Below are 25,479 nucleotides of genomic sequence, written 5' to 3'. Positions count from 1 at the left end.
ATGGTTTGGGATCAATCTGCGTCGTTCTGTACAGGAAAAAACACGGTGAGATCTCGGTCTCGACGGGGTTGATACCGACCTCCCAGACTCGCCATCATTTGCCGGGTGGCGTCTTGGCTGAGTTGAAGGCTTCCCGTAGTTGGATCCCAACTCAACACGGTGCCCAGTTCTTCCCTGGCCGGAGAGGCATTGGCTGGGCCCGTGGCACTGCCCGGAAGAACAACGTGGAGTTGAAGCTTGACGCGTGCTCCAGCGGCTTGAAGTCCGAGGTGTAATTCACTTCCTCCCGGGAGGCCGCGGCTGCTCCGATCAATCAAGCCGCCCAACATCGCTTCCAAGCGGTGCGAGTCACTCATCACAGTGGGTAAGCCGCGATCGAGATCCAAGCTCAGGCGGATGTCGCGTCGCTTGAGTTGCTCGCTCCAACCAGGAGCCAAGCTGCGAAGAATCGACTCCAGATCGGTCCGGGCCAAGTTGGCTTCGGTCGGCTGACGTTGGAGTTCCGCGGCATGAAAAATCAATCCAAATCGATCGATTTGTTCGCTGCATTCCACATCAATTTGTTGGAGGCGTTTCATCACCAGGTCGGGGAGATCCTTTCGACGGACCAAGGAGCGGACCAGTGTGCGGATCGTGGCCAGTGGCGTTCGCACCTCATGGGTCAGTGCTTCCAGCAAGTTGAGGTCGTCTGAGGCGTTCTCTGGTTTTGTCTCTGCGGAGACAACCGGTTGCAGCATTAGCGCAGGCGCAGACACCGTGAGCCGTTCAGCAAGGCCGGGCCAAAATCGCTCTTTAAATTGTTCATCGCTGTGGAGAGGCCCAAGAGCTTCCAGGGCGGCATGAAGCTGCTCCGCATCGTTTGGAGATTGATCTTTTAAGCGTCGTCCGAGCAGAGACAACACGTCGCCCAAGCTGGTGGGGTCGCAGCGCATCAGCAATTGACGTTGCTGAGGTTCTCCATGGAGAGCCAGCGCCACCTGCAAGCTGGGTGTGATCACTAACAACACAGGGTCTTGTCCATCGTCATGCCGCAAGGCAAGGCGTTGGTAGTTGAAAAGCCCCTCGCTTTTCGCGTCCATGCTCCCTTTGATGGGGAGTCCTAGGCGAGGCGGCAGTGCGGCCACCCCGCGTCTGAGTTGATCAAGATGTTCAGGCGCCCAAACCCATCCTTGAAGATGCTGAAGGAGCTCGGGTTCATGCAGTGCTGGAAGGGGAGCTGCGAGCCAGATCCCTTCGCTCACGTTGAGGCGAATCAGTTCTTGTTGGAGGGTGTCTAGGGCCGCCCACCACAAACGACGAACACCGATTTCGTCGCATTGGCCTGGTTGTACGGCTTCGGCAAGTCGCTCCCGCAGGTCGGTGAAGGTGGGTGAGCTCAACGGAGGCCAGCGAAGGAGCGACGGCTTTGGCGGACCACCGAAAGGCACAGGCCCAAGGATATGAAATTCACGACCATCGCTGATCGCCCATAGCTCAAAAATGGCAAGGGAATCCCGGTCACAGGGCCAAGGCCGATGGTCATAAAGATGTTCACCACCACTTGGAACATCAGCATCGTGCCGATGCCAATCACCACGAGAGATTCGAAATCACTGCGTGCATGTCTGGCGACTTGAAGCAGGCGTGCCATCAATAAAGCAAAGCCCAGAACAACGAGAAGGCATCCGATAAAGCCGGTTTCTTCTCCGAGAGCACTAAAAATGAAATCGGTGTGTTGTTCAGGTATGAATCTCAATTTTGTGAGTTGACCCTGCAAAAGTCCCGCCCCGAAGAGGCCTCCAGATCCAATGCCGACGGTGCTTTGGAGGAGGTGGTATCCACCACCGAGGGGATCTTGACTGGGATCAAGAAACAGCACGAGCCTGTCGCGTTGATAGTCCTTCAAACCATGCATCCATAGCCACGGAGTCACGATGGCCATCGCTCCGTGGATCGCGATCGTGATGGTTGAAGCGATGCGTTTCCAGGGCAACGACCGATAGGCCAGAAGTGCCATCAATGGAATCCAGATCACCATCGCCCACGGAAAAATGCCGGCGAATAGAGCTGTTACGAGCGGGGATAAGAGCAAAATGACCCACTCAATGGGCATCCCAGACCAATAGAGCATCGTCAGCATCAGGGCCCCGAAAACGAGGGAGGTGCCGAGATCGGGCTGGATGAAAACCAGCAGCCACGGAATTGAGATCACCCCGAGCGGGCGTAAGACATCAACAGGTCGCTCCACTGGATGCTTTGAGAGCACAGCGGCAAGCAGAAGAATCGCCGCGATTTTGGCGAATTCCGAGGGTTGAATATGAATGCCTCCAATGCTGATCCAGCGTTGGGCGCCAAGGGCGGTGGTGCCAATCAGGCGAACCGCAACCAGGCTGGCGACGGTGAGCCCGAAGATTGGAAGCAGAAATGGTTTAAGGCGCTGGAGCGGTAAGCGCTCCAGGATCAATGCCACGACAACGCCGACGCCCGCCGTGATCCAGTGGTGGTACCAATCCGCGTAGTCCGCTTGGCGCTGAGTGCTCGCAATTAGAAGACCAGCAATGGCGACCATGCCGATCGGTAACCCCCAGAGAATCCATTCCCATTGATGTTTTTGGCGGTGGTTCCTGGCGAACATGCTCAGGCCGGCGTGGCGACCTGTTGCTGAACCAGTTCGGCAAGGGCTGTGAATTCCTTTGCACTCGCAGAGCTGCTGCGGCTGATCACGATTGGACTGCCACTGTCACCGCCTTCCTGAACGGGCATCTCCATCGGAACTTGGGCTAACAACGGCACCTCATAGTCGTCGGCCAGTTGGCGCCCTCCGCCACTGCCGAATAGGGCGTATCGCCGATCGGGCATGTCGGGGGGAATGAATGCGCTCATGTTTTCAACAACACCCAGAACCGGGATTCCCAGTTGGCGGAACATCGCTAAGCCACGGCGCGCATCTTGTAACGACACCAGTTGAGGCGTCGTCACGATGATCACGCCTGCCATGGGGACCGCTTGCGCCAGGGAGAGCTGTGCGTCACCGGTACCTGGCGGAAGATCCACGACGAGAACATCCCTTTCACCCCATTCCGCCTGATACAAAAACTGGCGGATGATGCCATTCAGCATCGGCCCCCGCCAGATCACGGGCTGATGTTCATCGATGAGGAGTCCCATGGACACCATGGCGATGCCGCAACTCTCAATCGGCTTGATTCTTTGGGTGTCTCCGCTGCCGGTGACTTCTGGTGTTTGGTTGGCGATCCCCAGCATGGTGGGAGCGTTGGGGCCGTAGATGTCTGCATCTAAAAGGCCAACCTTCAATCCCTGTTGGGCCAAAGCGCAGGCGAGATTGACGGCCACCGTGCTTTTGCCGACGCCCCCTTTACCGCTGCTCACCGCGATGACTTGACGAACGCCTGGAATCGATTGGCGTTCAGCCGGTTGACCATGGCCCGCCTGGCCGATGCTGCCCTGGCTGGGAGTGGGCGCTTGACCTACTTCAATTTGGACGTCGTTGATTCCCTCAAGACCCATCAAAAGCTCGCGAGCTTCAGCGGCAATGCGTTCACGCTGGCTTTGGGCAAAACCAGGAAGATTGAGTCGAAAGACTGCCCGTGGCGGGCTAATGCGGACCTGATCAATCCAGCCAAGTTCCAGTGTTGTTTTGCCACTTCCAGCGTCTTTGATCTGTTCGAGCGCCCTGGTCGCCTGCTCGGCCGATGTCATCTGTTGCTCTGATCAGGCCCAAATTCTAGGGGGGTTCCCATGACAGACCCTCACGGTGTCTTGTCGCGGCCTGGTCTGACCTGTTTAAGTTTTTTCACTGGTTTCATTTTGAAGGAATGGTCCGCGCCCTGATTCGCCGCGTTCTCGGACGCCAGGAGAACGATCAATCCACACCCCAGCTGGAGCTGCCTCCCACCGATTCGCGGGATCGGGCCCGTTCGATGGTGATGGGATTGCAAGACGAAATCTGCGCGGGTCTTGAGGCCCTGGATGGGGAGGGGCGATTCCAAGAAGAAAGTTGGGTTCGTCCTGAGGGTGGTGGTGGCCGCTCCCGCGTGATGCGCGAAGGGCGGGTGTTTGAGCAGGGGGGCGTGAATTTCTCTGAGGTTCAGGGAAACGAACTACCGCCTTCAATCCTGAAACAACGGCCAGAAGCCAAGGGACATCCTTGGTTTGCCACCGGTACGTCCATGGTGCTGCATCCCCGTAATCCCTATATCCCGACGGTGCATCTCAATTACCGCTACTTCGAGGCTGGTCCCGTCTGGTGGTTTGGAGGTGGAGCGGATCTCACGCCCTACTACCCCTTTCTCGACGATGCACGTCACTTCCATCGCACCCATCAACAGGCCTGCAATTCTGTGCATCCCAACCTGCACAAGGTGTTTAAGCCATGGTGTGACGAATACTTTTACTTGAAACACCGCAATGAAACCCGTGGTGTTGGTGGAATTTTTTATGACTACCAGGATTCGAGAGGAACGCTCTACAAGGGGCAGGATCCAACAGGGGCAGCAGCCAAGGTTTCATCGGAACTTGGTGCAACCCCGCTGAGTTGGGAACAACTGTTCAGCCTTGGTCAAGCCAATGGCAGAGCATTTTTGCCGTCCTATGCACCGATTGTCGAAAAGCGCCATGCGACGTCCTATGGCGATCGCGAGCGGGATTTTCAGCTCTACCGCCGCGGTCGCTATGTGGAGTTCAACCTGGTGTGGGATCGCGGCACGATTTTTGGACTCCAAACCAACGGTCGGACGGAATCGATTCTGATGTCGTTGCCACCTCTGGTGCGTTGGGAGTACGGGTACACCGCTGAGGCTGGCTCTCGCGAAGCCCTCCTAACCGACTTGTTCACCACTCCCCAAGATTGGTTGGGAGATCCATCGCTTGAGGAGCGTTGCCGGCCTCATCAGGCGATCAACTAATCCCTTTCATCAGAGCGTTAACAACTCGTGCACCCAGGCATTCAATGGTCTGGGTTCGTGTTGTTTGATCGCGAAGTTTTTGCTCCAAAGGAGGCTCGAGCATTCCAATTTCAAGGATGCCGATGCCGCGTCGGGGGCCTCCGAGGCCGCCTCGAAACAATCTTGGGAAGCGACCGAAGGACTGGGCGATGGACTCATCCAGCTCATTCAGAGGGCGATTAATGGCGGGAATGAGTCCTGAACCGAATCCATAGGGGCTGTAGGCATCGAAGTGAATCTCAAGGATGTAGTGCCCTTTGCTGGAGCGAACGCGAGCTTGCGACCAATTGGTTCTTGGGTCGTTGTCATCTCGGATGGTGAGCAAGGGCGGGATGTACGACGTGATGTTCAGACCTTGCTCCAGCCCGAGACGCACGACGGCGCTTTGTACTTGCAGATTCCAGTAGAGCTCGTCCCGCATGGAGCCGTTCATCGGCGGCTGGTTGCGGACGTCCACGGCATAGCCAGGCGTTCCAGCACTCCCCAAGTTTTGAGAGTCGGCATGGCCTGCCATGACAACGATCGGGATGGTTGACGGCACTGCGCCTCGGCCGACCCACCGTCCGGACAGTTTGGTGCGACGGCCCAGCAAGGGATCCGGGTTGGCTGCTGGCGGGCAGTGCTTGAGATCGGATCCAAGGCTTTCTGTGGCGACGGGCTTCGTCACCGGTAACCAATTTTGTTGGCTTTGAGCTTGATGACAGACCATCCCCGTGAAGGTCAGAACGCCCATGGAAAACGGAACAGTGATGGTTGGGCGACGCATCCAGTTCGGGAAAGGCATGTGATTCAGATGGGTGATGTCAGCAGGGATCCATCGCTGGCAAGTTGGAGCGTCTCGGCCAGTTCGAGTTCGATTGCAATTAATTCATCCCTATGGGCTCGCAGCCTCAAGGCGCTTCCCCCTTGGGCTGGTGCGTCGAGGAGGCGCAGTTCCAACGTTTCGGTGCGAGCGGCGCGGCTGCTGTAGATCACACCAGCCAGGGGGCCCAGCCCCACGAGCGGTAGAAGTGACCACCAGGCCAGTTGTGGTGCGAGTTGCTGCAGCACTAATCCAAAGCAGGCTGAGCCGATGGTGCCAAGAACAGAGAGCAAAACAGCGAGGGGTTGGCTTGAGGCCACCTGCCCTTGAAATCGAAGAACTTGTCGTTCTGCATCGCCGCCATCGCGGCTCCAGCCGCGTTGTTCCAGCCAGTTGCTGAGTCCTTCTAGGACTGCCAGTGGAGATTGCGGTGAGGTGATGTCCACCACAGTTGTTCTGTCCTTGCTGGCAGCGCGCAAGAAAAAAACCAGGCCAATGGCCAGGAGGATCGTGAGCAGCAGGACGGACTGGAACCCCGGCGGCATGGATCCCCCCTCAAATCGATGCTCCCTTTCTAAGGGGCCCCGTTTCGAAGAGGGTCCGATTCGATTCAGTTCAATGCGAATCGATGGGAATCCAGCCATGTTCTCCATGGCCCCATCAGGCGTTCGGCTTCGTTGCGCGCTTCAGCTTGTAGGTGCAACATCCGGCGTGGCCGTCCGCGTGAGGGACAGCGTTGGGTGTAGCTACTGATCGAACCTTGTTGCTCGAGGAAGTCCAATGCCTGCTGAAGCACGGTCTCAGACAGTCGTAGTTGGGGTTCGGCTTGGATCAGCTTTTGCAGGAGGCAGGAGGGATAGCTGTCGTCCTTGAGAAGGCATTCCAAAATCCAGCAAACCGCAAGTTCCAGATCGAGAAACTGTGGTGGTGGTTGATGAAAGTACTGTTCGATGTCTGCGAGGCAGGTGCGTGAGGGCTTGCTACGAGAGAACACGACGAGGAACACACTCCCCCCATCAAAGTCGATCTCATTTTGAGTTTCAAGAGGGATTGGATTGGATTTTCAGATCTCCGCCGGCGAGACTGGGCTGATTCATCTGCTGGGTCCATGGCCGGTTCTCCTTCCATTCCTGCCGAGTTCGCTGTGTTCGATGGGGACTTGGATGCGTCTTGGACGGAGCGTTATCTCCAAATGCCTTGTCTTGCGGTCGATACCGAAGCCATGGGCCTGATCCATGGCCGCGACCGCCTCTGTTTGGTTCAGATCGCTGATGCACAGGATCGTGTCGCGTGTGTGCGCATCGCTTTGGGTCAATCCACTGCTCCCAACCTTCAGCGTTTGTTTGAGGCGCCATCGGTGGAGAAGGTGTTTCACTTCGCTCGGTTCGATGTGGCAGCCCTCGCGGCTGGGCTTGATATTGCTGTTCAGCCTTTGTTTTGCACCAAGGTTGGTAGCCGCTTGGGGCGGACATACACGCCCCGACATGGCCTCAAGGATCTCGTAATGGAACTGGTGGGAGTCGAGCTCGACAAGGGAGCGCAGAGTAGTGACTGGGGACGGGTGGATGAGCTCACTGATGTTCAGCTCGCCTATGCCGCTAATGATGTGCGTTACCTCCTCCCAGCGAGGAACAAGCTGGAAACGATGCTGCGTCGGGAGGGGCGTTGGGAGTTGGCGCAACGTTGTTTTGCCTGTATTCCCGTGATGGCTGAATTGGACCGGATGCGGTTTAACCAAACCTTCGAGCATTGAGCTCGAGCTGGTGGTTAGTCCTCAAGGATGAAGTTGCCGTCGCCCTCACTGTCTTTCAGTAGTTCGTCAAGGGTCGCGGCATGGTCGCCGTCGCCTTGATCAAGGGCGTCCAACATCGACTGAACGAGCAACCGTCGCGTTTCAACATCACGCTTGCCCTCTTTGGCGGCGGCTTGATCCACTTGGCGCCGAGCACTGGCCAAGCTGATGCTCAGTTTGCTGGCGAGCTGGGCGCAGAGTTTTACGTATACGGGATCTTGGATCGACGCCATCGCTCTCTTCTTGGGCTCCTCAGTATCAGTGCAGGTGGTCAAGGATCAGCTTGGCGAGCCGATCGCTGCCCCCTGATGCTCCCATGCGTCGTTGGCCAATCTGCCCCAGCCTCCTCCGTAAATCTGCGTCTGCCAGCAGGCGTTCGAGTGCCGTTGCCAGCGCAATCGGTGATGAACAAGGCTCGACTGAGCCTCCAAGCAATCGGCTTTGCCTGCGCGCAAAACTTGCCTTGAACTGGGGGCCAGGACCCGGTAACGAGAGGGCTGGAATGCCAAGGCCTACAAGCTGTTCTGTGGCTGTTCCAGCCGTGGCAAGGCCCACTTCAGACCAGCCGCTCCAACTGTCAAAACAGGATCGTCCAATGAGCAGCATGCAGGGGCCTTTTACCCAACAGCTTTCTGCGTTGAGTTGATCGGATGGAGGCAAACTTCGCCTGAAGCCCTGTTGTTCCAAACTTCTTCGAAACCCTTCCGGTGAGGGCTCGGCTCCCGCTGCAACAAGGAAGCCCATCGGTACCGCGGATTGCACAAGGCCGATCGCCTTCAACAGACGATCGAAGTTGGCCTGGGCTTCAGGCATTCGGCTCCCACACAACACAAGCACTCTTCGGCAACGCTCGAGTGCTTTCGGAATCGTCTTGCGTTGGAGGCCATCCATCATTGGATTACCGGGCGCTTGAGCAGCCACCCGATGGCGACGGAGTCCTCGGGCTGTGAGTTGATCTCGCATCGCGACCCATTGGCACCGTTTGGAGCGCATCAAGATCCATTCCCAGGGATCCCATTCACTGCCCTTCAGGCGGTGATATCGATCGCTCAGGTTTCGACCAGGACCGCTTCGCCAGGTGTAATCACTTTTTGGCGTCCCAATGAATCCGAAGCCAGCGCCACTGGCCCAGGCCATCAGCAGCGGCAATAGATCGCCAACGGCCACAAGAAAGCGTCCTTGATGAGCCCGCCGTTGAACAAGTCGCCATTGCCCCCAGCTCAAGAGGGGTAACCCCGCTCGAAGATCTCGGAGTAGTCCCCGCAGACTTTGATTGCTAAATCCTCCACTTGGCAGAGTCGCTGTTGGACCAATCCGTTGCAGCCAACCAGCCCTCACCGCGTCTGCAAAAGCTCGTCCTTGGCCCACCAGAGGCATTACTTCTAAGGGAAGTTGAGGATGCCGGCGATGAACCGCTTCCAGAACGCGTAGGGCGATGAAATCTTCTCCGTGGCCGTTGCAGATCACCAGAAGTGCTGTTGAACCGTGGCTGATACGATCGCTTTGAGGGACTAGACGTTCCCCTGCGGCGGCATGGCCAAGTGGTAAGGCAGAGGATTGCAAATCCTTTATCCCCAGTTCGAATCTGGGTGCCGCCTTTTTCAAGATCGACCGAAGGAGTCGCAAGGTTTGCTGTTGAAGGGATCTTTGGTGCGACACCACAAGCGGTTTAACGGTGGGGCACCGTTTCATTGGTTCCAGTCTCCCAAATCTTCTTGGGAATCACTCTTTTCATCAACGCGTCAAGGGCGCCCGTGGCTTTCACGGGATCACCGAATCAGTAGTCGTTGTCGGCAACGCACATACCCAAGCAACGGATTCCGTTGCTTGCCGTGCGACGGCAGTGGTTGCAAAGAACTCGTTCGACCTCCGCTGGCTCGCTTTCACTGGCGGTTTGGCTTGAGAGGCACGGAGAGGATTCCGACGCTTTGTGGTCAGACATCGAAAATCTGATTTGGAAAGGTGATCATGGCTGGCAAAGGCTCGTGCCGGTTGAACAGCATCGGTTTTGGAACTTGGGCTTGGGGCAATGAATTTGTTTGGGGGTATGACCCAAACAGGGACGATGGGCGCCTAGCTGCCACGTTTCGCCAAGCCCTTAGCTCAGGACTCAACCTCATCGACACGGCCGATTCTTACGGGACGGGTCGTTTAAACGGTCGCAGCGAAAGTCTTCTGGGAGGCTTTATTGAGGCTTTACCGGCTTCGCGTCGCTCTCAGTTAGTGGTGGCGACAAAGTTGGCTCCTTTCCCCTGGCGTCAGGGGAGAAGGGGGCTGGATCGTGCTTTTAATGCCAGCCAAAAGCGATTAGGTGGTTATCTGAAGCGGGTGCAATTGCACTGGAGTACAGCGCGGTATGCGCCCTGGCAGGAAGCTGCGCTTTTGGATGGTTTGGCTGATCTGGTTCAGGCTCAGCAAGTGGACGAGCTGGGGGTATCGAATGTGGGGGCTCGCCGTTTGCTTTGGATGCAGGCCCGGCTGAGGGAGCGAGGGGTGAAGCTCAGCAGTGTGCAGATCCAATGGTCATTGCTCTCTCCGGGAGTGGCGCCAGCGCAAGAGTTGTTGGATCTTTGTCAGGCGCTGGATATTGAAGTGTTGGCCTACAGCCCATTGGCCTTCGGGGTGCTGGGCTGTACTCCGGGTGATACACCTCGGCCGTCCACCTGGCTACGCCAACGACTGTTTCGCCGACTCTTGCCGGAGAGTCTTCCAATCAGGCAGCTGCTCGCAGCTATCGCGAGAGAGCGTGGGGTATCGATGGTTCAGGTGGCCTTGAATTGGTGTCGAGCCACTGGAACAACACCAATTCCCGGTATTCGATCGCCCCGGCAAGCCATGGATGCGGCAGCAGCACTCACCTGGCAATTGTCGGAGGCTGAATGCTTTGCGTTAAACCAAGCCAGAGAGCGATGCCTTGCACGCATGCCCTCGAATCCGTTTCAAAGCCGTTGAGGTTGGTTCAGGCTTCAGATACCGATTCAGGGGCTGGACTCACAACCACGGGAAGGCTGTCACTGTCGCTTCGAATGGGAACGACCTTTTCTGTTGCTACTTTCTCCGCCTCAGCTTCAGCGGCAGCAGCTTGTTGTTGTTCGCACGCCGTGAGCGCCTCTTGAAGCAGTGAATCGAAGGTGGCGCCGGGTAAGCGGTGACGTGCAACTTCAAGAAACGTTCGAGGAAGAGATTCACCGGCTGCATGCCGGATTGCGGGATTGTTACGCCGTTGCTCTTGCTCTTCTTGGATGGCTCGCAAAAAACGCCGGGTCACGTCGCGTTTCGTTGATGCCTTGATCAACGTGTCTCGATCCTGCGGACTATGGCTGAGCTCTTGTTCCAGCTCTTGGATTCGGCGCTCAAGACTGGTGAAAACTTCGTCTGCTTCCTTATGAATATGGGATAGCTGGCCGTCCGACAAATGCGGCATGTCTGCCACAAATACTTTGCCGTGGTCCCGAAGGGTTAAAAACGTTGGGCGTGGACTCTGACGATGGCCGTGGCCAGAGTCAAGGGGACGTCTAGGTGGTACGGGGCCCGCCGATGAGCGACGCCGAGTAAGGCGCTGTGGCTTATCAAATGGCATAGAAACAAGACGATGTATCGGCGTTGCTATCGGAAATTTTCCGATGTGCTCACTGCACAATATTGACTTAATTCAGCTGTTGAGAGCTGAAATTCAACCAGGTTGGAAACTGATGCAATCAGCTGGGCAGCCCTTGTAAGGCTGAATGCTCCCCTGGAGGGGTCTTCAGCACTTCACCAATGACCCATGCCTGATGGTTGTTCAAATGACAAACATCTAATGCAGTTTGTTCCGCTTCTTTTGGAACGACGAGGCAGAACCCGATTCCCATGTTGAACGTATGCCAAAGATCACGTTCTGGAATCGCTCCTGCGGATTGCAGCCACTGAAATAAAGGAGATCGAGGCCATGCCTCAGCCTCGATTTTGGCCGTCATTCCCTCCGGCAGACAGCGGGGCAAATTTTCAGGCAATCCCCCGCCAGTGATGTGGGCCATGCCATGGATCTTGATGGCGTTGCTGAGCAGTTCTTGAACAAGTGAGGCGTAGAGCGTTGTCGGCGCGAGCAGGTCGTTGAGGAGTCGTCTGTTGTCTGGTCCGTATTGGCTGTTTTCGTTGATGCCTGCTTTTTCTAAAACCTTCCTGACGAGGCTGAATCCGTTGCTGTGCACACCACTGCTAGCGATGCCGATGATTTGATCCCCCGGGGAAATGGATCGTCCATCGATGAGGTCGTCTTCCTCGACGACGGCAACGCAGAAGCCGGCGAGGTCGTATCTCCCTTGGGGATAAAACCCGGGCATTTCTGCTGTTTCGCCTCCTAGAAGTGCGCAACCGCTCTGACGGCATCCATCTGCGATTCCCTCGACCACTTCGGCCATGGCGGCTGGGCTTAGGGCGCCTGTGGCCATGTAGTCGAGGAAAAACAGTGGAGCGGCCCCAGACGTAATCACGTCGTTGACGCACATCGCAACAAGATCAATGCCCACCCCGTGATGGCAGTGATGATTTTGGGCGAGTTCCAGCTTGGTGCCGACTCCGTCCGTTCCGGACACGAGAAGAGGTTTGCGCAGGCCAGTTGGAAGGCGCATGAGGCCGCCAAATCCGCCAAGACCTCCCACGACTTCTGGGCGGTGGGTGGCCTCTACCGAAGCTTTGATGCGCTGAACAAAAGCCCGTCCAGCTTCTACATCAACACCTGCACTCTTGTAGTCCATGGATTGAATCCGGTTTCATGATCCTGCCCCTTCACCAAGTTGGTGGTCCGGGTGCGCAGGTGTCCGCAGGCTGATCATGCCTGCTTATGCCAATCACGTCTGCTGCTTATCAATGGGTGCCGGCCTCTTTTTGGCGTCTGTTCAGTGCTTGAGGCCATTGAAGGCGTTCCCGCTTCGTCTTAACCCTGCTGGGGCAGAGGTTGGTTTTTCAGAAAGGTGCTTCTCCTCCCTGATTAGGTTTTGAAACCATTTCCTTTTGAAAACCCTCTGGAGTTGGTGCCGAGTGATTTCGGCCCATGCTCCTGTTGGTTTGCCCGGCATGCGAGTTCCTTTCACGCTGCTATTCATTTGTGGAGCGATTTCTGGCAGCGCGACCCTTCTGCCTGTCGACGCAGCGGACTTTTTAGATCAAGGGCTGGCTGATCCCATCGATCCAAGTGATCTGATTGCACCGCCTGCGGTGATTCCATCGGCATCGATTGAGGCCAGCTTGACCCCTGCTGATGTGAAAGAGGCTGAGGAATCGGCTCCTCCGCTGGCGGTCATTCCCCCACCAAAAATCAAAGTTGTGCCGACCGTGGTTCGCGTCATCACTGGGGAGGCCAGTTGGTACGGACCAGGGTTTTTTGGGAACCGCACTGCTAATGGTGAGGTGTACCAGCGGGGAACAATGACCGCAGCCCATCGGACCTTGCCGTTTGGCACCAAAGTTCGTGTCACCAATTTGTGGAATGGACGTTCGGAAGTGATTCGGATTAACGATCGTGGCCCCTTTGTGCACCACCGGGTGATTGATTTGGGCCATGGAGCCGCCAGCAGTCTTGGTTTAACTGCCTCTGGCATTGCTCAAGTTCGGCTCGAGGTATTGCGCTGAGTTTTCCCCTCCTACGCACCACTGCTCAACTCAACGATTGGATCACGACTCAGCAGGGTGATCTCCAATTTGTGCCCACGATGGGTGCTCTCCATGCTGGCCATGGAACCGTAATCCGCGCCGCGTCCGCGATGGGACCGGTCTTGGTGAGTGTGTTCGTGAATCCCCTGCAGTTCGGCCCTGACGAGGACTTGGCTCGATACCCCCGCAGTCTCGAGTCCGATTTGGTGGTGGCAGAGCGATGGGGTGCTGCAGCGCTTTGGGCACCATCGGTGGAACAGATCTACCCACAGGGGGGGGAGCGTCATCCATCAACAATTCAAGTTCCGCCTGGTCTCCAGAAGCACCTTTGTGGAGCGGCGCGACCGGGACACTTCGATGGGGTTGTGACGGTTGTGGCCAGATTGTTGGATCTGGTTCGTCCGCGCCAGCTTTGGCTTGGTGAAAAGGATTGGCAACAGCTTGTGATTCTTCGCTGGTTAGTTGCCCATTTGGCACGACCGGTGATTGTTCAAGGTGTCGCCACCGTTCGGGAGGCCGATGGACTGGCCTTGAGTTCCAGGAATCAATACCTTTCCCCTGATCAGCGACGCATGGCGGCGGCATTGCCCGAGGCATTGCATGCGGCCCGGGGAGATGGATCTGATCCGATCCCAGCACTACGGGGATCTCTTTCTGATGCAGGATTTGAGGTGGAATACGTTCAACGTGTTGATCCCTGCACGCTTCAACCCTGTGGCGATGAGACAGCAATCTCATTGCTCGCAGCTGCTGTTCGTTGTGGGTCAACGCGTTTGATTGATCATGCGTTTTTGATGACTCGCCAGCCTCTTGTTGCTATCGATGGTCCGGCTGGAGCTGGAAAAAGTACGGTCACACGGGCGTTTGCGGAGCGCCTAGGGCTCGTGTATCTCGACACGGGGGCGATGTATCGCTCAGTCACTTGGCTCGTCCTGGAGCGTGGTGTCAATCCATCGGATGGCGTCGCCATCGAACCTCTGCTTAAGGATTTAGATGTGCAGTTGCAGTCTTTGCCCGGTGGAGTGCAGCAGGTTCTTGTGAATGGAGAGGACGTGAGCAGCGCTATTCGCTCTCCAGACGTCACAGCATCGGTGTCTGCCGTCGCTGCCCATCGTTGCGTGCGTCAAGCCTTGACTGTGCAGCAGAAATCGATGGGTTCGAAGGGGGGGCTGGTGGCGGAAGGACGGGATATCGGCACCGCTGTGTTCCCCCACGCTGACCTCAAAGTGTTTTTGACGGCCACCGTGACTGAGAGAGCCCGACGTCGTGCTCTGGATTTAGAGCAGCGAGGGTTTGCGGTGCCCGAGCGGGCGGAGTTAGAAGCTCAGATCGCGGAGAGGGATCGTCTTGATAGCACTCGAGAGGAAGCACCTCTGATGCAGGCTGATGATGCCATCGAGCTTGTGACGGATGGCATGGACATTGATGCTGTGATTGAAGCTTTGGTGCGACTGTTTCGGGAACGGGTGGCCGAGGAGGCTTGGCCTACTCCCCAGCGGTGAGTTCATCAAGTAACGCAGAACAGGAGTCTTCGAGGAGGTCGAGGACATGCTCGAAACCCGCTTCACCGCCGTAGTACGGGTCTGGTACTTCGTGTTCAGTGAAGTTTCGAGAAAAACTCAGCATTGGCCTCACCTCCGCTGTGGCACGGCCGCCCATCTCATCGGACAAACTTCGTACCGCTGACAAGTTGGCATCGTCCATGGTGAGCACGAGATCGAAATCCACCAGGTCGTCAAGACTGATTTGTCGGGCTCGACTTGGTAACTGAATCCCTCGGCGATTGGCTGCTGCCTGCATGCGGCGATCTGCTGGGTTCCCCACATGCCATCCGCCTGTTCCAGCCGAATCCACTACAAATTGATCGGTGAGGTTGCGCTCGGCGAGTAAGTGCAGGAACACCCCCTCGGCTGCGGGAGATCGGCAAATGTTCCCGAGGCAGACGAACAGAATTGTCTTGGTCATCCGGCTTGAAGACGTTGCAACGCGAGCTTTGCCCGCTGTTTCACCACCTTGACAGCCTCTGAATTCGAACTGAGCTCCTCCAAATGAGCGATGGCTTGGGTTTTCAGCCCGGTATTTGTTGAGTTGTGGCCGAATCGTTGCTCAAGGCCGAAGGCCGCGGCGTAACGCACGATCCACTCATCATCCGCAGCTGCTTTGAACAGGGCTTCACAACACCTTGAAAAATCTTTGGAGACGTTCGAACCTTCGAGCTCCATCTCCGCCAACCCACGAGTGGCGGAGCGGCGCACGCTTGGTGCAATGTCGGCGTTGAGCGCATGCTCCAGCAGGTCGAGTCCGCGAGGGTCTCGCAGCGTGGCGATGGCTCGCACCACCCAAGCCCTTGCGCCGTAATTACCAACATCCAAATTCACAACCAGGATCGGCACAACATCACGGCCAAGGGCGATCAGGCCCTGGGTTGCAACGGCTCCTACAGCAGGATTGTTGAAGCCAAGAACTTTGATCAGCGTGGGTGCTGCTTCAAGATCCTTCAAGCCACAAATGGTTTGCGTGGCCTTAACGAGTTCGGAGGTCGTTGTTGCGCGGTCCAACGCAAGGATGGCCTTCTGGAGAGCAGATGCTGACATCAGAGCAGTCGGTCCATTGCATCCAACACCTTGGTGTCTTCGCTTTGTTCGGCAAGACCTCGCAACGCCACCAATTTGAGACTGGCTTCAACGCTGGCGGATTCGATCGCTGGAAGGGCTGCTGTCCAGCCAGTGGCGCCTAGATCCAACAACACTCCACGCCGAACCAGTGGCTCAGGATGTTGAAGCAGCTTTTCCAACTCAACTGCCCAACGCTGCTCTTTCATGAGCTGAAGGAGGGCACGACAGGCTGCTGCGCGAACCAAAGGGCGAGGGTGGTGAGTGAACGGAGTAATCACGTTGAGAACGTCTGGGCTACTCACGCCGATGTTCCCCAAGGCTTCGAGTAGGGCCTCACAGGGTTCGTTCAATGTTGATGAGCCCACTTGCTCGCCTCCGGATGCGGCAGGCCCACTTCTCAAGAGGTGGCACATTTGGGGAAGAGCCTCCTTCGTTTGCATCGCGCCGAGACTTCGTGCGGCCTCTTCGCGCACCGTGTAGTCCGTTGATGAAAGAAGTTGAATCAGTGGGTCGTTGGCGGCTGGATTGAGCAGAAGCCCAAGAGCTCGAATGGCATTGAGTGCAACGCCTCGGTCCTCTTCATTCACGGGGTCTTCACTTAAGGCTGAGAGGGTTCCAAGCAGCAACGGCACAGCATCGGGATGCTGACTGCGCATTTTCCCTAACCACCAGGCGGCGTAATACCGGTCTGATGCATCCTCCTGCCGCCGCAGGTTGGCGATCACTTGGTGCTCGCTGAGCGGTTCCATTAGCCCCAGGTTGTTGGGAGATCGTTCGACCAACTTGCTTTTCGTTTGAAACGGAACTCACCAGCGATCGAGCCCCAACAGCGTTCGTTGGTTTCAGGGTCATGGCCTCGGTCCAGTGTTTCCAGACACTCGCCCTTAAGCCTGAAGCTGCTTTGCAAGAGGGTGTCTCTGCCATCGCGCTGAACCATGCAACGGCAACCTGGCTCTAACTCCCCGTAATAACCACCTTCTTTTTCGGTGACCTGATAGTGGCATTGGTCGAGGCAGATCAAGTCGCTGTCTTCAATCTCTCTTCGGCAGACGTCGTCTTTGGTTGCTGAGGCAAAGCGTTTGGGATCTCGGAAGGTGTGGTTCCAGAGTTTGATCACTCCCGGGCCACGTTCTTCCGCACGAATCATGCGCAATCGATAAGGGTTCTTGGGGTCTACTGCATAGGTTTGTTCGAGCAGGATGGAACCCGGTTGGAGCTGTTCGAGCGGTCGATATCTCAGATAGATGTGTGCAAAAAAAGGTGGGTTGTCGAAGGCCTGTTGCTCATTGCTGTACTCCCCACAAAGCAGGGTGAGAAAACGCCGCACGGTTGGAGTGATCGTTGCGTTCATGGTTCTCATCCATCCCAGTCGTTGACAATAAAAAAAAGCCCCCAGAGGGGGCTTTCCAGGAATTCAAGGGTTCCTGATCAGATCAGGTCAGTGAATTGACGGCGTAGTCGATGTAGCTGTTGGCTTCGGTGGCAGCGTCGCCGCTGAGGCCGTGGTTCGCCTTGATGTGCTTCAGAGCTTCGACATACCAAGAAGGTGAGAGCTCGAAGGTGCGGTTGATTTCGCTCAAACCAGCAATCAAGTAGTCGTCCATAGGGCCAGTACCGCCTGCTACCAAGCAGTAGGTGATCATGCGCAGGTAATAACCAACGTCACGGGAGCACTTGGCTTTGCCTTCTGGGGTGGAGGCGTAGTTCGCCCCATCCATCTGAGTGGTGTAGGGGAACTTGCTGTAAACAGCTTGGGCTGCACCATTCACCAAAGCATCGGCTTTGCTGGTGAGGCCTTTCGCGGCTTCAAGACTTGCTTTGGCGCGGTTAAAGCGACCTGATGCGGCTTGGACTTCTGTGTTGCTCAGGAAACGGCCCTGGGAATCAGCCGCTGCAACAGCTTCGGTAAGGGGAGTTTTCATGGTGGGGAGTTAGAAGATTTAGACGAAAAACTTGTGCCCTGATCAGGCGACGGAAGCGGCGGCACGGTCGAAGTAAACGCCGATTTCGCTGCTGAGTGATGCGCAGTCTCCAGCGGTGATGCCACTGCGGTCATTCACCATGTCGAGAGCAGCGTCTTTCATCAGATTTACGCCTGATGCGACGGATGCGCCAGGAGTTCCGAGTGCCAGGTAGGTCTCGCGCAGGCCATTCAGGCAGCGGTCTTCCATGACGGAAGCATCGCCAGTGAACACTGAGTAAGTGACGTAGCGGAGGATGATTTCCATGTCGCGCAGGCAAGCAGCCATCCGACGGGAGGTGTAAGCGTTGCCACCTGGAGCGATCAGCGCAGGCTGTTGAGCAAACAGCTGACGGGCAGCATTCGCAACGATGGTCGAAGCGTTGCTGGAGATCCGGCTCACAGCGTCCAAACGCTTGTTGCTGTCGGAGACGACGGCGGCGAGAGCATCAATCTCGCTGGTGCTGATGAACTGTCCCCGGGCGTCTGCCTGGGCGACAACCTTGGTGAAGGCGTCGAACATTTTGAACTCCTCTTGGCTGCGTCTAAGTGGGTATCACAGATACCAGAAGGACATCTTGAGAAGGTCCCTGCTGGGTCTCTCAACATTCTCTCGAAGTGGACTGGGGCCTTTCGACTGCTGTTCATAATGCTTAACCCCCTCTCTGAGACAGGGATTTTGCGGGCCTTCCGTGATCCACCAAGGATCAGAGGTCGAACAGCACCGTATGAATGTATTTCTCGGTCCAGTCGCTCCCGTGGAACCGAGTCAGCATGCCCCGGGCCGGATCTTTTTCGGCTCGGTAATCGGTGTAGCGCCGTTGTCCTTTAAGCAGGTGGTCGCGGCGATCGTCGCCGACTGGTTTCGCTGCTTCGGCCAACTCCAGATAAAGGCTGAGGTAGTCGTTGAAGGCTGGGCGTACGACGCTGTTGATGAGTTGGTCGCCTTCGTCTCCCAGAGGTAATCGCGTCCAGAGAAAACCTGGAGAAAAGAAGGGTTGAGCTTCTTCAGGGATTGGCCCACCATCGGGAAGCTTGGAGCGCCAACGCTCAAAAATCGGAATCAGTTTTTCCCAGACTTGCTGGGTGTGGGCTTCATCCGATTTGTCTGCAGGCTGAAGATCAAGGGCGAGAAGATGGCCAGACGGCAGTGTGACGAGATCTCCGCCAAAAAATGGAAGGTCGAACCTCGCGGATGGGTTGATGACGAAATTCAGAACTGATGCGGCAGTTCCTCCATAGACGCAGGCTGCTCTCACCTGGCGAAATTTGTCTGTTTTGCATGCCCAGGTGGCGGTGGTCACCGTGATGGGTTTTGCCTTTGAGCCCGTTTGGTCTTGCTTATATAAAAAGTCGTTCGCGACTGGGTAAGGCTCAAGATTCAGCGGTTGAAGGGCTTGGACGGCATCCTCAAGAAAAGGTTGCCAACCCCAGCCTGGAATGTTGACGGAATCAGTGCTGCTGTGTCGTGTGGTGGTCATGACTGGCCTGATGCAGGAAAGAGAAACTCATGCAGGAATTGGTCAGACCAGTTCTTGCCGAAATGGCTGGTGAATAGCCCATGGGCTGGATCGCGTTCAGCGCTGTACACGTCGTAGTTCTCTTGCAACCGCTTCACTTCATCCGCGGCGATCGTTGCTGGATTGTTTTTCGCGGCATCATGCAGCGCCCAGTAAGCCTTCAGAAAAGCACTGAAGGCCGGTGGAAGTGACGTTTGAGCTTGTTCCGCTCCGCCACGACAAAACAGCAGCCAAGAGGAGAAATATTGATTTGGATCGAAGGACCGCATGGTTTCTTCGCCATTGAGGTCTGGAAATTGACGATTCAAAGCTTTAAGCCCGTCGAAGTATCGATCGAAGTAGGCCTCGTTTTGAACAAGCGGTTGAAAATCCAGCACTGCGACAAGTTTCTGTCTGGCGCCAAACCACAGCAGGTCAACTCCCATTAATGGGTGATCAAAGCCGTAATCGGGATAGGCCACAGAATTCAACACCTGAAGGCTTTCGCCTGCATCCAGGCGGGTGACGCGCCAGCGGCGGAAGCCCGGGACTTGCCATAGCCAACTTCGAATCACGCTGGCTCCTTTTGCTGAATGACATTCGGCTAAGCCATCAGGCACCTCGGCCGGTGTTCCTCCCCGTGCGGTGATGTCGGCGTGTAATTGGTCGAGAAAAGGATCAAACACGGCTAATTCCTCGCGGTTTCGGAAGGAGAAGCATCAGCTCGTGCTTTCGCTGCGGCTGATAGCTCAACAATGTCGGACTGGCTTGGGCAGCGAAATTCTGTGCAATACGTCGTCATGGCAACACCGTCTAGAAATTGGATCGAACTCACGCGCATCCTGATCTGGTCACTCACGAACCAGCAGCGTTCGATTCCAACGTTGGTGTCGTAGCGGGTTTTGATGGTGAGCACGCCATCGTCTGCGAAGTAATAGGTACTGACAACCGATTTTTTTTCTACATATCCTTTATCTCTCAGTAAAAAGCCCTTTGTTGGGTCATCTGGGTTGGGTGCATCAACAACGACCGCTGCGTAATCGTCGTTTTGGGCTTCTTTCATGAGGTTGCTCTCCCACCAAAATCTTGCGCCTCCGTTGGCTTCGCTTGAACTGATATTCAGAGCTTGGCAAACGTTTTCAACAACAGGATCTGTCGAATCAAATGGTTCAATGATCAAATTTGAATCGGCAAACTCATCATCTTGGCTATCCAAATGATGAACAACGCGTCGATTCAGCCAGGTGCCACGGCTCGCCTCAAAGAAGTCCGCCATTGTCATTGGTGGAGAAACCAGAGGCTTCATGAGCTCAGAGCCTGGTTGTCGCGCTGATGCTTGAGTTGATTGAGGATCTCATCAATCCGCGTTAATTCCGGATGCTCATTAACCGTTGCATCGATTTTCTTTTGGGATAATCGAAGCTTTTTGCCTAAGCCGATCACATCGTTATAAAGACGCTCTCGGTAAGCAGAAAGTTCATCAATTGACTCCTGCAATTCTTCTACTGATGGTGCCTGATCAGCTTGATCCGTCATTCGGACTACTACTAAGTAAACCAGTTTTGGAAGATTAACCCGCCAGCCTTCGTTGAAGAGCCTTCAGCGTTGCGATTGGTGATCGACTGACGAAGGCGGCTGCCTCAAAGGATGATCCGTGGGTTTGTTGGCAGAGCTTTAGAGATAAAACCTCGATACCACTGGATGGACGTTGAAGCTCAGAAGATGACGAACTTTTGCGTGATCCGCAGATCCACTGCCACTGCTCGGTTCAACCGGTTTACCTTTCTAGAGCGCTTCAAGTCCTTTGAGTTCATTAGTCGCTGGTCAAGGCTTCTTCGTTGAATGCTTCTCCTTCGACTACTCGCGGCACCAGAAGCCCCCCTCCCCCTAAAACTGTCTGGCCCCAATGCTCGACGCATTTTCCCGTTCGGTCGTCAGCGCTGACGCCAAAACTGCACCTGTCGGTGGTAGCGACCTCGCTGGTCTGCGCTCCTATGTCAGTCAAGGCAACAAGCGTCTTGACGCTGTTAACGCCATTACATCCAACGCCTCCTGCATCGTTTCTGATGCAGTAACAGGCATGATTTGCGAGAACACTGGCCTGATCCAGGCTGGTGGTAATTGCTATCCCAACCGCCGCATGGCAGCTTGCCTGCGCGACGGAGAAATCGTTCTGCGTTACATCAGCTACGCCCTGCTGGCTGGCGATGCTTCCGTGCTCGATGACCGTTGCTTGAATGGTCTCAAGGAGACCTATATCGCTCTGGGCGTTCCTACCCAGTCCGCAGGTCGTGCCGTCGCCATCATGAAGGCTTCTGCCACTGCTCACATTGGCGAAACCAACACCCCAGGCTTGGGTGGTAAGCGTTTCCGCAAGATGGAGACCACACAAGGTGACTGCTCCGCTTTGGTTGCTGAAGCCGGTGCCTACTTCGATCGCGTGATCGGCGCCATTTCCTGAACGGTCTTTCTCGCCTTCTTCTTAGACACTCTCCCTCTTAAAGGAATCCAACAATGAAGTCTGTCGTTACCACCGTCGTGACTGCTGCTGACGCAGCAGGTCGCTTCCCCTCTCAGAACGATCTCGAGGCTGTTCAGGGCAATATCCAGCGTGCAGCTGCACGTTTGGAAGCTGCTGAAAAGCTTGCTGCTGGTCTTGACGCTGTGACTCGTGAAGCGGGCGATGCTTGCTTCAACAAGTACGCCTACCTCAAGCAGCCTGGTGAAGCTGGTGAAAACCAGGTCAAGGTGGACAAGTGCTACCGCGACCTCGGCCACTATCTGCGCCTCATCAACTACTGCTTAGTTGTTGGTGGCACCGGCCCTCTCGATGAGTGGGGCATTGCAGGTGCACGTGAGGTTTACCGCAGCTTGGGACTTCCCACCGGCCCTTACGTCGAAGCTTTGACCTACACCCGCGACCGCGCTTGCGCTCCTCGTGACATGGGTCCTCAGGCTCTGAATGAATTCAAGAGCTACCTGGACTATGTGATTAACGCTCTTTCCTGAGCCAATATCACATCGAATCGTCGTTATGGGGTGCGTGAGCACCCCATTTTTTTTGACCTTATTTTTTAGCTCTACTTCATTTTTTCCAACTGGTTGATCGAAAGATCTAGTACGTTGCGAATAATTTGATCGTTTTCAATTGCGATCCGGCCCTTTAGGTGTGGAATCGAATTAATAGCGCCTAACTTCATTAGCGCCAGAGCACTATTTTTTCGAACCCAATTGTCAGGGTCGGATAAGGCTGGAATAAGTAGTGGTTCGGCCCATTCAGAATCTTCGAGTTTGCCTAATAAAGTTGCCGCTTCAGAACGAATTTCTGAACAAGGGTCGCCCAATGCATTGGTGAGTAATTCCTTTGCTTGATCGTCATCGAGGGATTGTATTTGACTTCCAAGGGCCGAAATTGCGGCTTTGCGAATACGATTATTGTCTGAACATGCAGCCTCGCGAAGTGTATCAGGGGCGCGATCTCCAATAAATGCCAGAGCCCAATTTGCCAGCCCTATTTGCATCTCTGAGCTTTCAGGATTTTCCAATATTGCTAGGATTTCTCCTACCGCTTCTGCTCCAATAGCAGCCATTGCTCCCATAGCGGATCCTTGAACAACGGAATCAGGATCTGAGAGAAGAGCCGCAACAAGGTCTGGCAAGCTTGATGGATCTGCAATTAATGTCAGCGTCTTTGCTGCGGCTCTTCTGACGGTGACTTGGTCACTCTTTCTCATCGCCTGGCATAGAGCAGGGACAGCGACCTTCCCAATCGAGCCAAGGCTGTCTGCAAACCGAAGGCGTAGTAGACCTCGTGGATCACCGAGTCCAGCTACCATCAACGAAATTGAATTTGGATCTGACTCGATCGCCAATCCCGCTTTCAATTTCTCTTTGAGATGAGACGCTAAATCCAGTGCCTCATCTTCACTCAGCAGTTCACCATTCGGTATTTCGGACTCCATTTGAGTTTCAAGCTCTTGTTTCGAATTCAGGGTTGGCTCTATTGCCACTTTTGATCAAGTTGTTCTACCTTCACAGACCTTAGTCGTTAGCCATGACAATTTTTGTCCTCTCTCACAATCTCCAGCTTGAGTCAGCTGTTGTTCCCTCGATTTCTGCTGAGGATTTGGCGCAAGGCCTTTTAGGTAGCTCCAGCTTGATCACGAAAGCGGATGCTTTGAGTCATCCACATTGGTTGGTGAGAATCGAATCTGCTTTGTCAGCGGATGAAATGGCGAATGAACTCGTGAAGGCGTGGAAGCAATATCGTTTAAACCAAGGTCATTCCACCGAGCATCATTGGTTGGCTTTGGGGGGAAGGAAAGATACAGAGGGCAGTCCTGGATCACCACTTGTGGCTGGCAGTTGGGGTGTTGATGTCGTTGAATGTGGTGATCCCGATGCGTTTTTAGAGAGTATTAATTGGAATGCCTTAAAAGGTGGACGTCCTTCTGATGCAGTGTTTGAGGTGAAATACTAAATCTTCGGCATCAAGAGTTCTTGCGTTGACGACGGCGAGATGCGGGTTTTTTGCTTGATTCTCTTTTTTGTTGAGCAGGTTGAACTTTTTTTGACTCTTTTACCTCAGGAGCCGCAAGTTGGGTGGCTGTCGAAACACTGTTAATGCGAAAACCAGTGCGATGCATCACTCGCATGCCACTACTGAGATTGTTAAAAGGAACTTTGAAATGTGTTGCTAATGATGGTCTTGACCGGTTCAAAGCACTGACTTGAACGGTAAACTGTGTCCCGGAAAAAGGTCCCATCTTCCAGATTGAATTTTGATAATTTTATGGCTTATTTGGTGGCAGACAGAAAGTGTTACCTTTATTAATCACCTTGCGATTGCTAAAGCTTTATTTTGCTATGATTGAGTAAATTCATACATAAGCTTATATCTTGATGGTTGGTCGTTTTGACAATATTCATCCTGAGCTCACGTGTAATCATGCACTTCAGATTTTAGCTACTCCAATCGAACAGCTTGAGTCGCAGAGCGATCTATATACAGCCGCATCTCACTTAATTAATTGCCCTGGGAGTCGCACAGAGTTGGCTCTTATGGCCGTGCTTCGCCATACTTCTGAGGAGCAGGCTGTGAGAATTGCGAAGCGAAAAAGTGTAGAAGTTCTAGCACGTCTTGGCTGCTCTTCTGCTATGTCAGCGATAGGGCATTGCCTGTGGTCTGACGATATTTATTTGGTTGAAAACTCTGTTTGGGCTCTTCAGCAGCTGAATTGTGATGATCCTGCTTTAATTGCTCAGTTGCTTACCCTTCTTGCAGACGAAAAACAAAATCAACGTGTTTTAATTCAATGCCTTACAGGCTTGAAAGTTGTGTGTGCACTCGATGTAATAAATGCTCTTCAAGAATCTGAAATTCCAGGAGTTCGTGGAGCCGCAATTGCTTCAATTGTACAACTTGCGAATGATGAATCAAATGTTTTTAAGATTGTCGAACAGTTGACTCTCCCTAATCAGATGGATCGTCAATGTGCTGTCCAAGATCTGATTGATATAGGTGCCTCAGGCTTTCTCGCTTCGATCGCTTCGGCGCCAATCTCTCCAGCATTTCGCATGCGAGCTTTTCGCAAAATGTTAGGTCATACAGATTCGGAATTTTTAGATGCATCAACTTTGTCTTTGGTTGATAGTATTTTAGTAGATGATCCCTCTTGTATTAATATTGTACATAAGTATGATCAGATGCCTGGTTGTGATTTCCTGCTGAATGATTTGTTTAATACAGACTTCAGTCGTTGTTATTTGGCTTTGATGGGATTGCGTGAATGCCCTTCCGAGGATCTATGGCCACTCATTGAGGAATCGTGGGAGCGCGAAGCTCATAATGATTATGGAGCCCATTATTTTTTTATGCACTTGTTGGGATCACGTTCAGATTGGCCACAACCAGTCTTTGATCATGTTCTTAAGATCGTCAAGGAATCTATAGCTAACCGTAGGCCCCAATTTCGGAAAAGTCGTGCTGCTGCGATTCAGGCTTTTCAGAATCTTTGCCCTGATCTATTCATCGATTCCTTCCCTCATTTTCTTGATGAGAAGTTAGATCCACCCTGGGATTGCCGTTATGCGACTGTAATGTGTGTTGATAGGATTTCTGGTGTTGATAAAGTTGTGAAAGAAGAGATTTTTAATCGTTTTATTGAAGACTCTGATCCGTTTGTTCGGGCTCGAGCTGCCAAATCGTTGGCTAACTCAACTGACTGATGAGGTAGG

Annotated in this window: 32 protein-coding genes and 1 tRNA gene; 10 read left to right on the top strand and 23 right to left on the bottom strand. The window is 54.5% G+C overall.

The genetic code is table 11. From position 1 onward, the window contains the following. Window positions 1–11 precede the first annotated feature (11 nt). From SYNCC9902_RS09755 to SYNCC9902_RS09745, 3 genes are read right to left on the bottom strand one after another with little or no spacing between them, the layout of a single operon-like run. Window positions 12–1,379 carry a sensor histidine kinase gene (locus tag SYNCC9902_RS09755; RefSeq protein ID WP_011360688.1) on the bottom strand — a complete coding sequence of 456 codons (1,368 nt, stop codon included), beginning with the start codon at window positions 1,377–1,379 and terminating at the stop codon, window positions 12–14. Then, on the bottom strand, window positions 1,376–2,614 hold the full coding sequence (gene rodA / locus SYNCC9902_RS09750) for a rod shape-determining protein RodA (protein WP_011360687.1): 1,239 nt from the start codon (window positions 2,612–2,614) through the stop codon (window positions 1,376–1,378). The genes SYNCC9902_RS09755 and rodA overlap by 4 nt, the downstream gene beginning before the upstream one ends. Before the next feature lie 2 nt (window positions 2,615–2,616). Then, window positions 2,617–3,699: an Mrp/NBP35 family ATP-binding protein gene (locus SYNCC9902_RS09745; protein ID WP_011360686.1), complete on the bottom strand. Its 1,083-nt coding sequence runs from the start codon at window positions 3,697–3,699 to the stop codon at window positions 2,617–2,619. Window positions 3,700–3,815: 116 nt separating this feature from the next. Here SYNCC9902_RS09745 and hemF point away from each other — a divergent pair, with 116 nt between their 5' ends. Further along, the gene (hemF, locus tag SYNCC9902_RS09740) at window positions 3,816–4,904 is read left to right on the top strand and encodes an oxygen-dependent coproporphyrinogen oxidase (protein WP_011360685.1); all 1,089 of its coding nucleotides are present in this window, start codon (window positions 3,816–3,818) and stop codon (window positions 4,902–4,904) included. Here the strand turns inward: hemF and SYNCC9902_RS09735 are convergent. The 3 genes from SYNCC9902_RS09735 to SYNCC9902_RS09725 all read right to left on the bottom strand — a co-directional run bounded on the left by SYNCC9902_RS09735 (window position 4,897) and on the right by SYNCC9902_RS09725 (window position 6,739). Continuing rightward, entirely contained in the window at window positions 4,897–5,727 is an 831-nt protein-coding gene (locus SYNCC9902_RS09735; protein WP_011360684.1) for a hypothetical protein, read from the bottom strand. The two genes, hemF and SYNCC9902_RS09735, sit on opposite strands and share 8 nt — an antisense overlap. A gap of 5 nt (window positions 5,728–5,732) precedes the next feature. Further along, window positions 5,733–6,290 (bottom strand): cofactor assembly of complex C subunit B, encoded by a 558-nt coding sequence (locus SYNCC9902_RS09730; RefSeq protein ID WP_011360683.1) that lies wholly within the window; start codon window positions 6,288–6,290, stop codon window positions 5,733–5,735. Between the two features lie 65 nt (window positions 6,291–6,355). Further along, a complete protein-coding gene (locus tag SYNCC9902_RS09725; RefSeq protein ID WP_232179216.1) occupies window positions 6,356–6,739 on the bottom strand; it encodes a helix-turn-helix transcriptional regulator in 384 nt (127 codons plus the stop codon). A 114-nt stretch (window positions 6,740–6,853) separates the two neighbouring features. On the opposite strand from SYNCC9902_RS09725, the gene SYNCC9902_RS09720 reads away from it, so the two are divergent. After that, window positions 6,854–7,498: a ribonuclease D gene (locus tag SYNCC9902_RS09720; RefSeq protein ID WP_011360681.1), complete on the top strand. Its 645-nt coding sequence runs from the start codon at window positions 6,854–6,856 to the stop codon at window positions 7,496–7,498. 14 nt (window positions 7,499–7,512) lie between these two features. Here SYNCC9902_RS09720 and SYNCC9902_RS09715 read toward each other — a convergent pair whose 3' ends face one another. Further along, window positions 7,513–7,770, bottom strand: a complete 258-nt coding sequence (locus SYNCC9902_RS09715) for a hypothetical protein (RefSeq protein ID WP_011360680.1) — start codon at window positions 7,768–7,770, stop codon at window positions 7,513–7,515. 25 nt (window positions 7,771–7,795) lie between these two features. After that, entirely contained in the window at window positions 7,796–9,004 is a 1,209-nt protein-coding gene (locus SYNCC9902_RS09710; protein WP_011360679.1) for a lipid-A-disaccharide synthase-related protein, read from the bottom strand. Between the two features lie 60 nt (window positions 9,005–9,064). Between SYNCC9902_RS09710 and SYNCC9902_RS09705 the strand changes: the two genes are divergently transcribed. Further along, window positions 9,065–9,135 (top strand) — tRNA-Cys (locus SYNCC9902_RS09705). A 179-nt stretch (window positions 9,136–9,314) separates the two neighbouring features. On the opposite strand, the gene SYNCC9902_RS12795 is transcribed toward SYNCC9902_RS09705, so the two are convergent. Further along, window positions 9,315–9,479, bottom strand: coding sequence for a hypothetical protein (locus SYNCC9902_RS12795; RefSeq protein ID WP_011360678.1), 165 nt, complete (start codon window positions 9,477–9,479; stop codon window positions 9,315–9,317). A 26-nt stretch (window positions 9,480–9,505) separates the two neighbouring features. Between SYNCC9902_RS12795 and SYNCC9902_RS09695 the strand changes: the two genes are divergently transcribed. After that, entirely contained in the window at window positions 9,506–10,489 is a 984-nt protein-coding gene (locus tag SYNCC9902_RS09695) for an aldo/keto reductase (protein ID WP_011360677.1), read from the top strand. 7 nt (window positions 10,490–10,496) lie between these two features. On the opposite strand, the gene SYNCC9902_RS09690 is transcribed toward SYNCC9902_RS09695, so the two are convergent. After that, window positions 10,497–11,117, bottom strand: coding sequence for a hypothetical protein (locus SYNCC9902_RS09690; protein ID WP_011360676.1), 621 nt, complete (start codon window positions 11,115–11,117; stop codon window positions 10,497–10,499). Between the two features lie 118 nt (window positions 11,118–11,235). Next, window positions 11,236–12,273, bottom strand: coding sequence for a phosphoribosylformylglycinamidine cyclo-ligase (gene purM, locus SYNCC9902_RS09685; RefSeq protein ID WP_011360675.1), 1,038 nt, complete (start codon window positions 12,271–12,273; stop codon window positions 11,236–11,238). Window positions 12,274–12,592: 319 nt separating this feature from the next. On the opposite strand from purM, the gene SYNCC9902_RS09680 reads away from it, so the two are divergent. Next, complete coding sequence (locus SYNCC9902_RS09680; RefSeq protein ID WP_041425540.1) at window positions 12,593–13,147, top strand: septal ring lytic transglycosylase RlpA family protein; 555 nt, start codon at window positions 12,593–12,595, stop codon at window positions 13,145–13,147. Window positions 13,148–13,188: 41 nt separating this feature from the next. After that, entirely contained in the window at window positions 13,189–14,670 is a 1,482-nt protein-coding gene (locus tag SYNCC9902_RS09675; RefSeq protein ID WP_232179300.1) for a bifunctional pantoate--beta-alanine ligase/(d)CMP kinase, read from the top strand. Here the strand turns inward: SYNCC9902_RS09675 and SYNCC9902_RS09670 are convergent. The 10 genes from SYNCC9902_RS09670 to SYNCC9902_RS09625 all read right to left on the bottom strand — a co-directional run bounded on the left by SYNCC9902_RS09670 (window position 14,654) and on the right by SYNCC9902_RS09625 (window position 20,778). Next, entirely contained in the window at window positions 14,654–15,133 is a 480-nt protein-coding gene (locus SYNCC9902_RS09670; RefSeq protein WP_011360672.1) for a low molecular weight protein-tyrosine-phosphatase, read from the bottom strand. The two genes, SYNCC9902_RS09675 and SYNCC9902_RS09670, sit on opposite strands and share 17 nt — an antisense overlap. Continuing rightward, window positions 15,130–15,762, bottom strand: a complete 633-nt coding sequence (locus SYNCC9902_RS09665; protein ID WP_011360671.1) for a HEAT repeat domain-containing protein — start codon at window positions 15,760–15,762, stop codon at window positions 15,130–15,132. The genes SYNCC9902_RS09670 and SYNCC9902_RS09665 overlap by 4 nt, the downstream gene beginning before the upstream one ends. Then, on the bottom strand, window positions 15,762–16,532 hold the full coding sequence (locus SYNCC9902_RS09660) for a HEAT repeat domain-containing protein (protein WP_011360670.1): 771 nt from the start codon (window positions 16,530–16,532) through the stop codon (window positions 15,762–15,764). Before SYNCC9902_RS09660 ends, SYNCC9902_RS09665 begins: the two co-directional genes overlap by 1 nt. After that, window positions 16,532–17,134 (bottom strand): chromophore lyase CpcT/CpeT, encoded by a 603-nt coding sequence (locus tag SYNCC9902_RS09655; RefSeq protein WP_011360669.1) that lies wholly within the window; start codon window positions 17,132–17,134, stop codon window positions 16,532–16,534. The genes SYNCC9902_RS09660 and SYNCC9902_RS09655 overlap by 1 nt, the downstream gene beginning before the upstream one ends. Window positions 17,135–17,216: 82 nt before the next feature. Then, window positions 17,217–17,705, bottom strand: a complete 489-nt coding sequence (cpcA, locus tag SYNCC9902_RS09650) for a phycocyanin subunit alpha (RefSeq protein WP_011360668.1) — start codon at window positions 17,703–17,705, stop codon at window positions 17,217–17,219. A gap of 42 nt (window positions 17,706–17,747) precedes the next feature. After that, entirely contained in the window at window positions 17,748–18,266 is a 519-nt protein-coding gene (locus tag SYNCC9902_RS09645; RefSeq protein ID WP_011360667.1) for a phycocyanin subunit beta, read from the bottom strand. Between the two features lie 184 nt (window positions 18,267–18,450). Further along, complete coding sequence (locus SYNCC9902_RS09640) at window positions 18,451–19,224, bottom strand: phycoerythrobilin:ferredoxin oxidoreductase (protein WP_011360666.1); 774 nt, start codon at window positions 19,222–19,224, stop codon at window positions 18,451–18,453. Continuing rightward, complete coding sequence (locus SYNCC9902_RS09635; protein ID WP_011360665.1) at window positions 19,221–19,928, bottom strand: 15,16-dihydrobiliverdin:ferredoxin oxidoreductase; 708 nt, start codon at window positions 19,926–19,928, stop codon at window positions 19,221–19,223. Before SYNCC9902_RS09635 ends, SYNCC9902_RS09640 begins: the two co-directional genes overlap by 4 nt. A 2-nt stretch (window positions 19,929–19,930) precedes the next feature. Next, window positions 19,931–20,548, bottom strand: a complete 618-nt coding sequence (locus SYNCC9902_RS09630) for a phycobiliprotein lyase (protein ID WP_011360664.1) — start codon at window positions 20,546–20,548, stop codon at window positions 19,931–19,933. Further along, a complete protein-coding gene (locus SYNCC9902_RS09625; RefSeq protein ID WP_011360663.1) occupies window positions 20,545–20,778 on the bottom strand; it encodes a hypothetical protein in 234 nt (77 codons plus the stop codon). The genes SYNCC9902_RS09630 and SYNCC9902_RS09625 overlap by 4 nt, the downstream gene beginning before the upstream one ends. A gap of 370 nt (window positions 20,779–21,148) precedes the next feature. Between SYNCC9902_RS09625 and cpeB the strand changes: the two genes are divergently transcribed. Both cpeB and cpeA read left to right on the top strand, forming a co-directional pair. Next, window positions 21,149–21,703, top strand: a complete 555-nt coding sequence (gene cpeB, locus SYNCC9902_RS09620) for a class 1 C-phycoerythrin subunit beta (protein ID WP_011360662.1) — start codon at window positions 21,149–21,151, stop codon at window positions 21,701–21,703. Window positions 21,704–21,756: 53 nt separating this feature from the next. Further along, window positions 21,757–22,251 (top strand): class 1 C-phycoerythrin subunit alpha, encoded by a 495-nt coding sequence (gene cpeA / locus SYNCC9902_RS09615; protein WP_011360661.1) that lies wholly within the window; start codon window positions 21,757–21,759, stop codon window positions 22,249–22,251. A gap of 71 nt (window positions 22,252–22,322) precedes the next feature. On the opposite strand, the gene SYNCC9902_RS09610 is transcribed toward cpeA, so the two are convergent. Beyond that, window positions 22,323–23,204: a HEAT repeat domain-containing protein gene (locus tag SYNCC9902_RS09610; RefSeq protein ID WP_011360660.1), complete on the bottom strand. Its 882-nt coding sequence runs from the start codon at window positions 23,202–23,204 to the stop codon at window positions 22,323–22,325. 92 nt (window positions 23,205–23,296) lie between these two features. On the opposite strand from SYNCC9902_RS09610, the gene SYNCC9902_RS09605 reads away from it, so the two are divergent. Beyond that, window positions 23,297–23,722 (top strand): DUF2656 family protein, encoded by a 426-nt coding sequence (locus SYNCC9902_RS09605; protein WP_011360659.1) that lies wholly within the window; start codon window positions 23,297–23,299, stop codon window positions 23,720–23,722. 10 nt (window positions 23,723–23,732) lie between these two features. Here the strand turns inward: SYNCC9902_RS09605 and SYNCC9902_RS12180 are convergent, their stop codons facing one another. Continuing rightward, window positions 23,733–24,008, bottom strand: a complete 276-nt coding sequence (locus SYNCC9902_RS12180; RefSeq protein WP_011360658.1) for a hypothetical protein — start codon at window positions 24,006–24,008, stop codon at window positions 23,733–23,735. Between the two features lie 295 nt (window positions 24,009–24,303). On the opposite strand from SYNCC9902_RS12180, the gene SYNCC9902_RS09600 reads away from it, so the two are divergent. Continuing rightward, on the top strand, window positions 24,304–25,470 hold the full coding sequence (locus SYNCC9902_RS09600) for a HEAT repeat domain-containing protein (RefSeq protein WP_232179215.1): 1,167 nt from the start codon (window positions 24,304–24,306) through the stop codon (window positions 25,468–25,470). The last annotated feature ends 9 nt before the right edge of the window (window positions 25,471–25,479 follow it).

Source organism: Synechococcus sp. CC9902 (genome assembly GCF_000012505.1).
Lineage (GTDB): Bacteria > Cyanobacteriota > Cyanobacteriia > PCC-6307 > Cyanobiaceae > Parasynechococcus.
The sequence above is the reverse complement of the archived record's forward strand: the minus strand, read 5'-3'. Positions and strand labels throughout refer to the sequence as shown.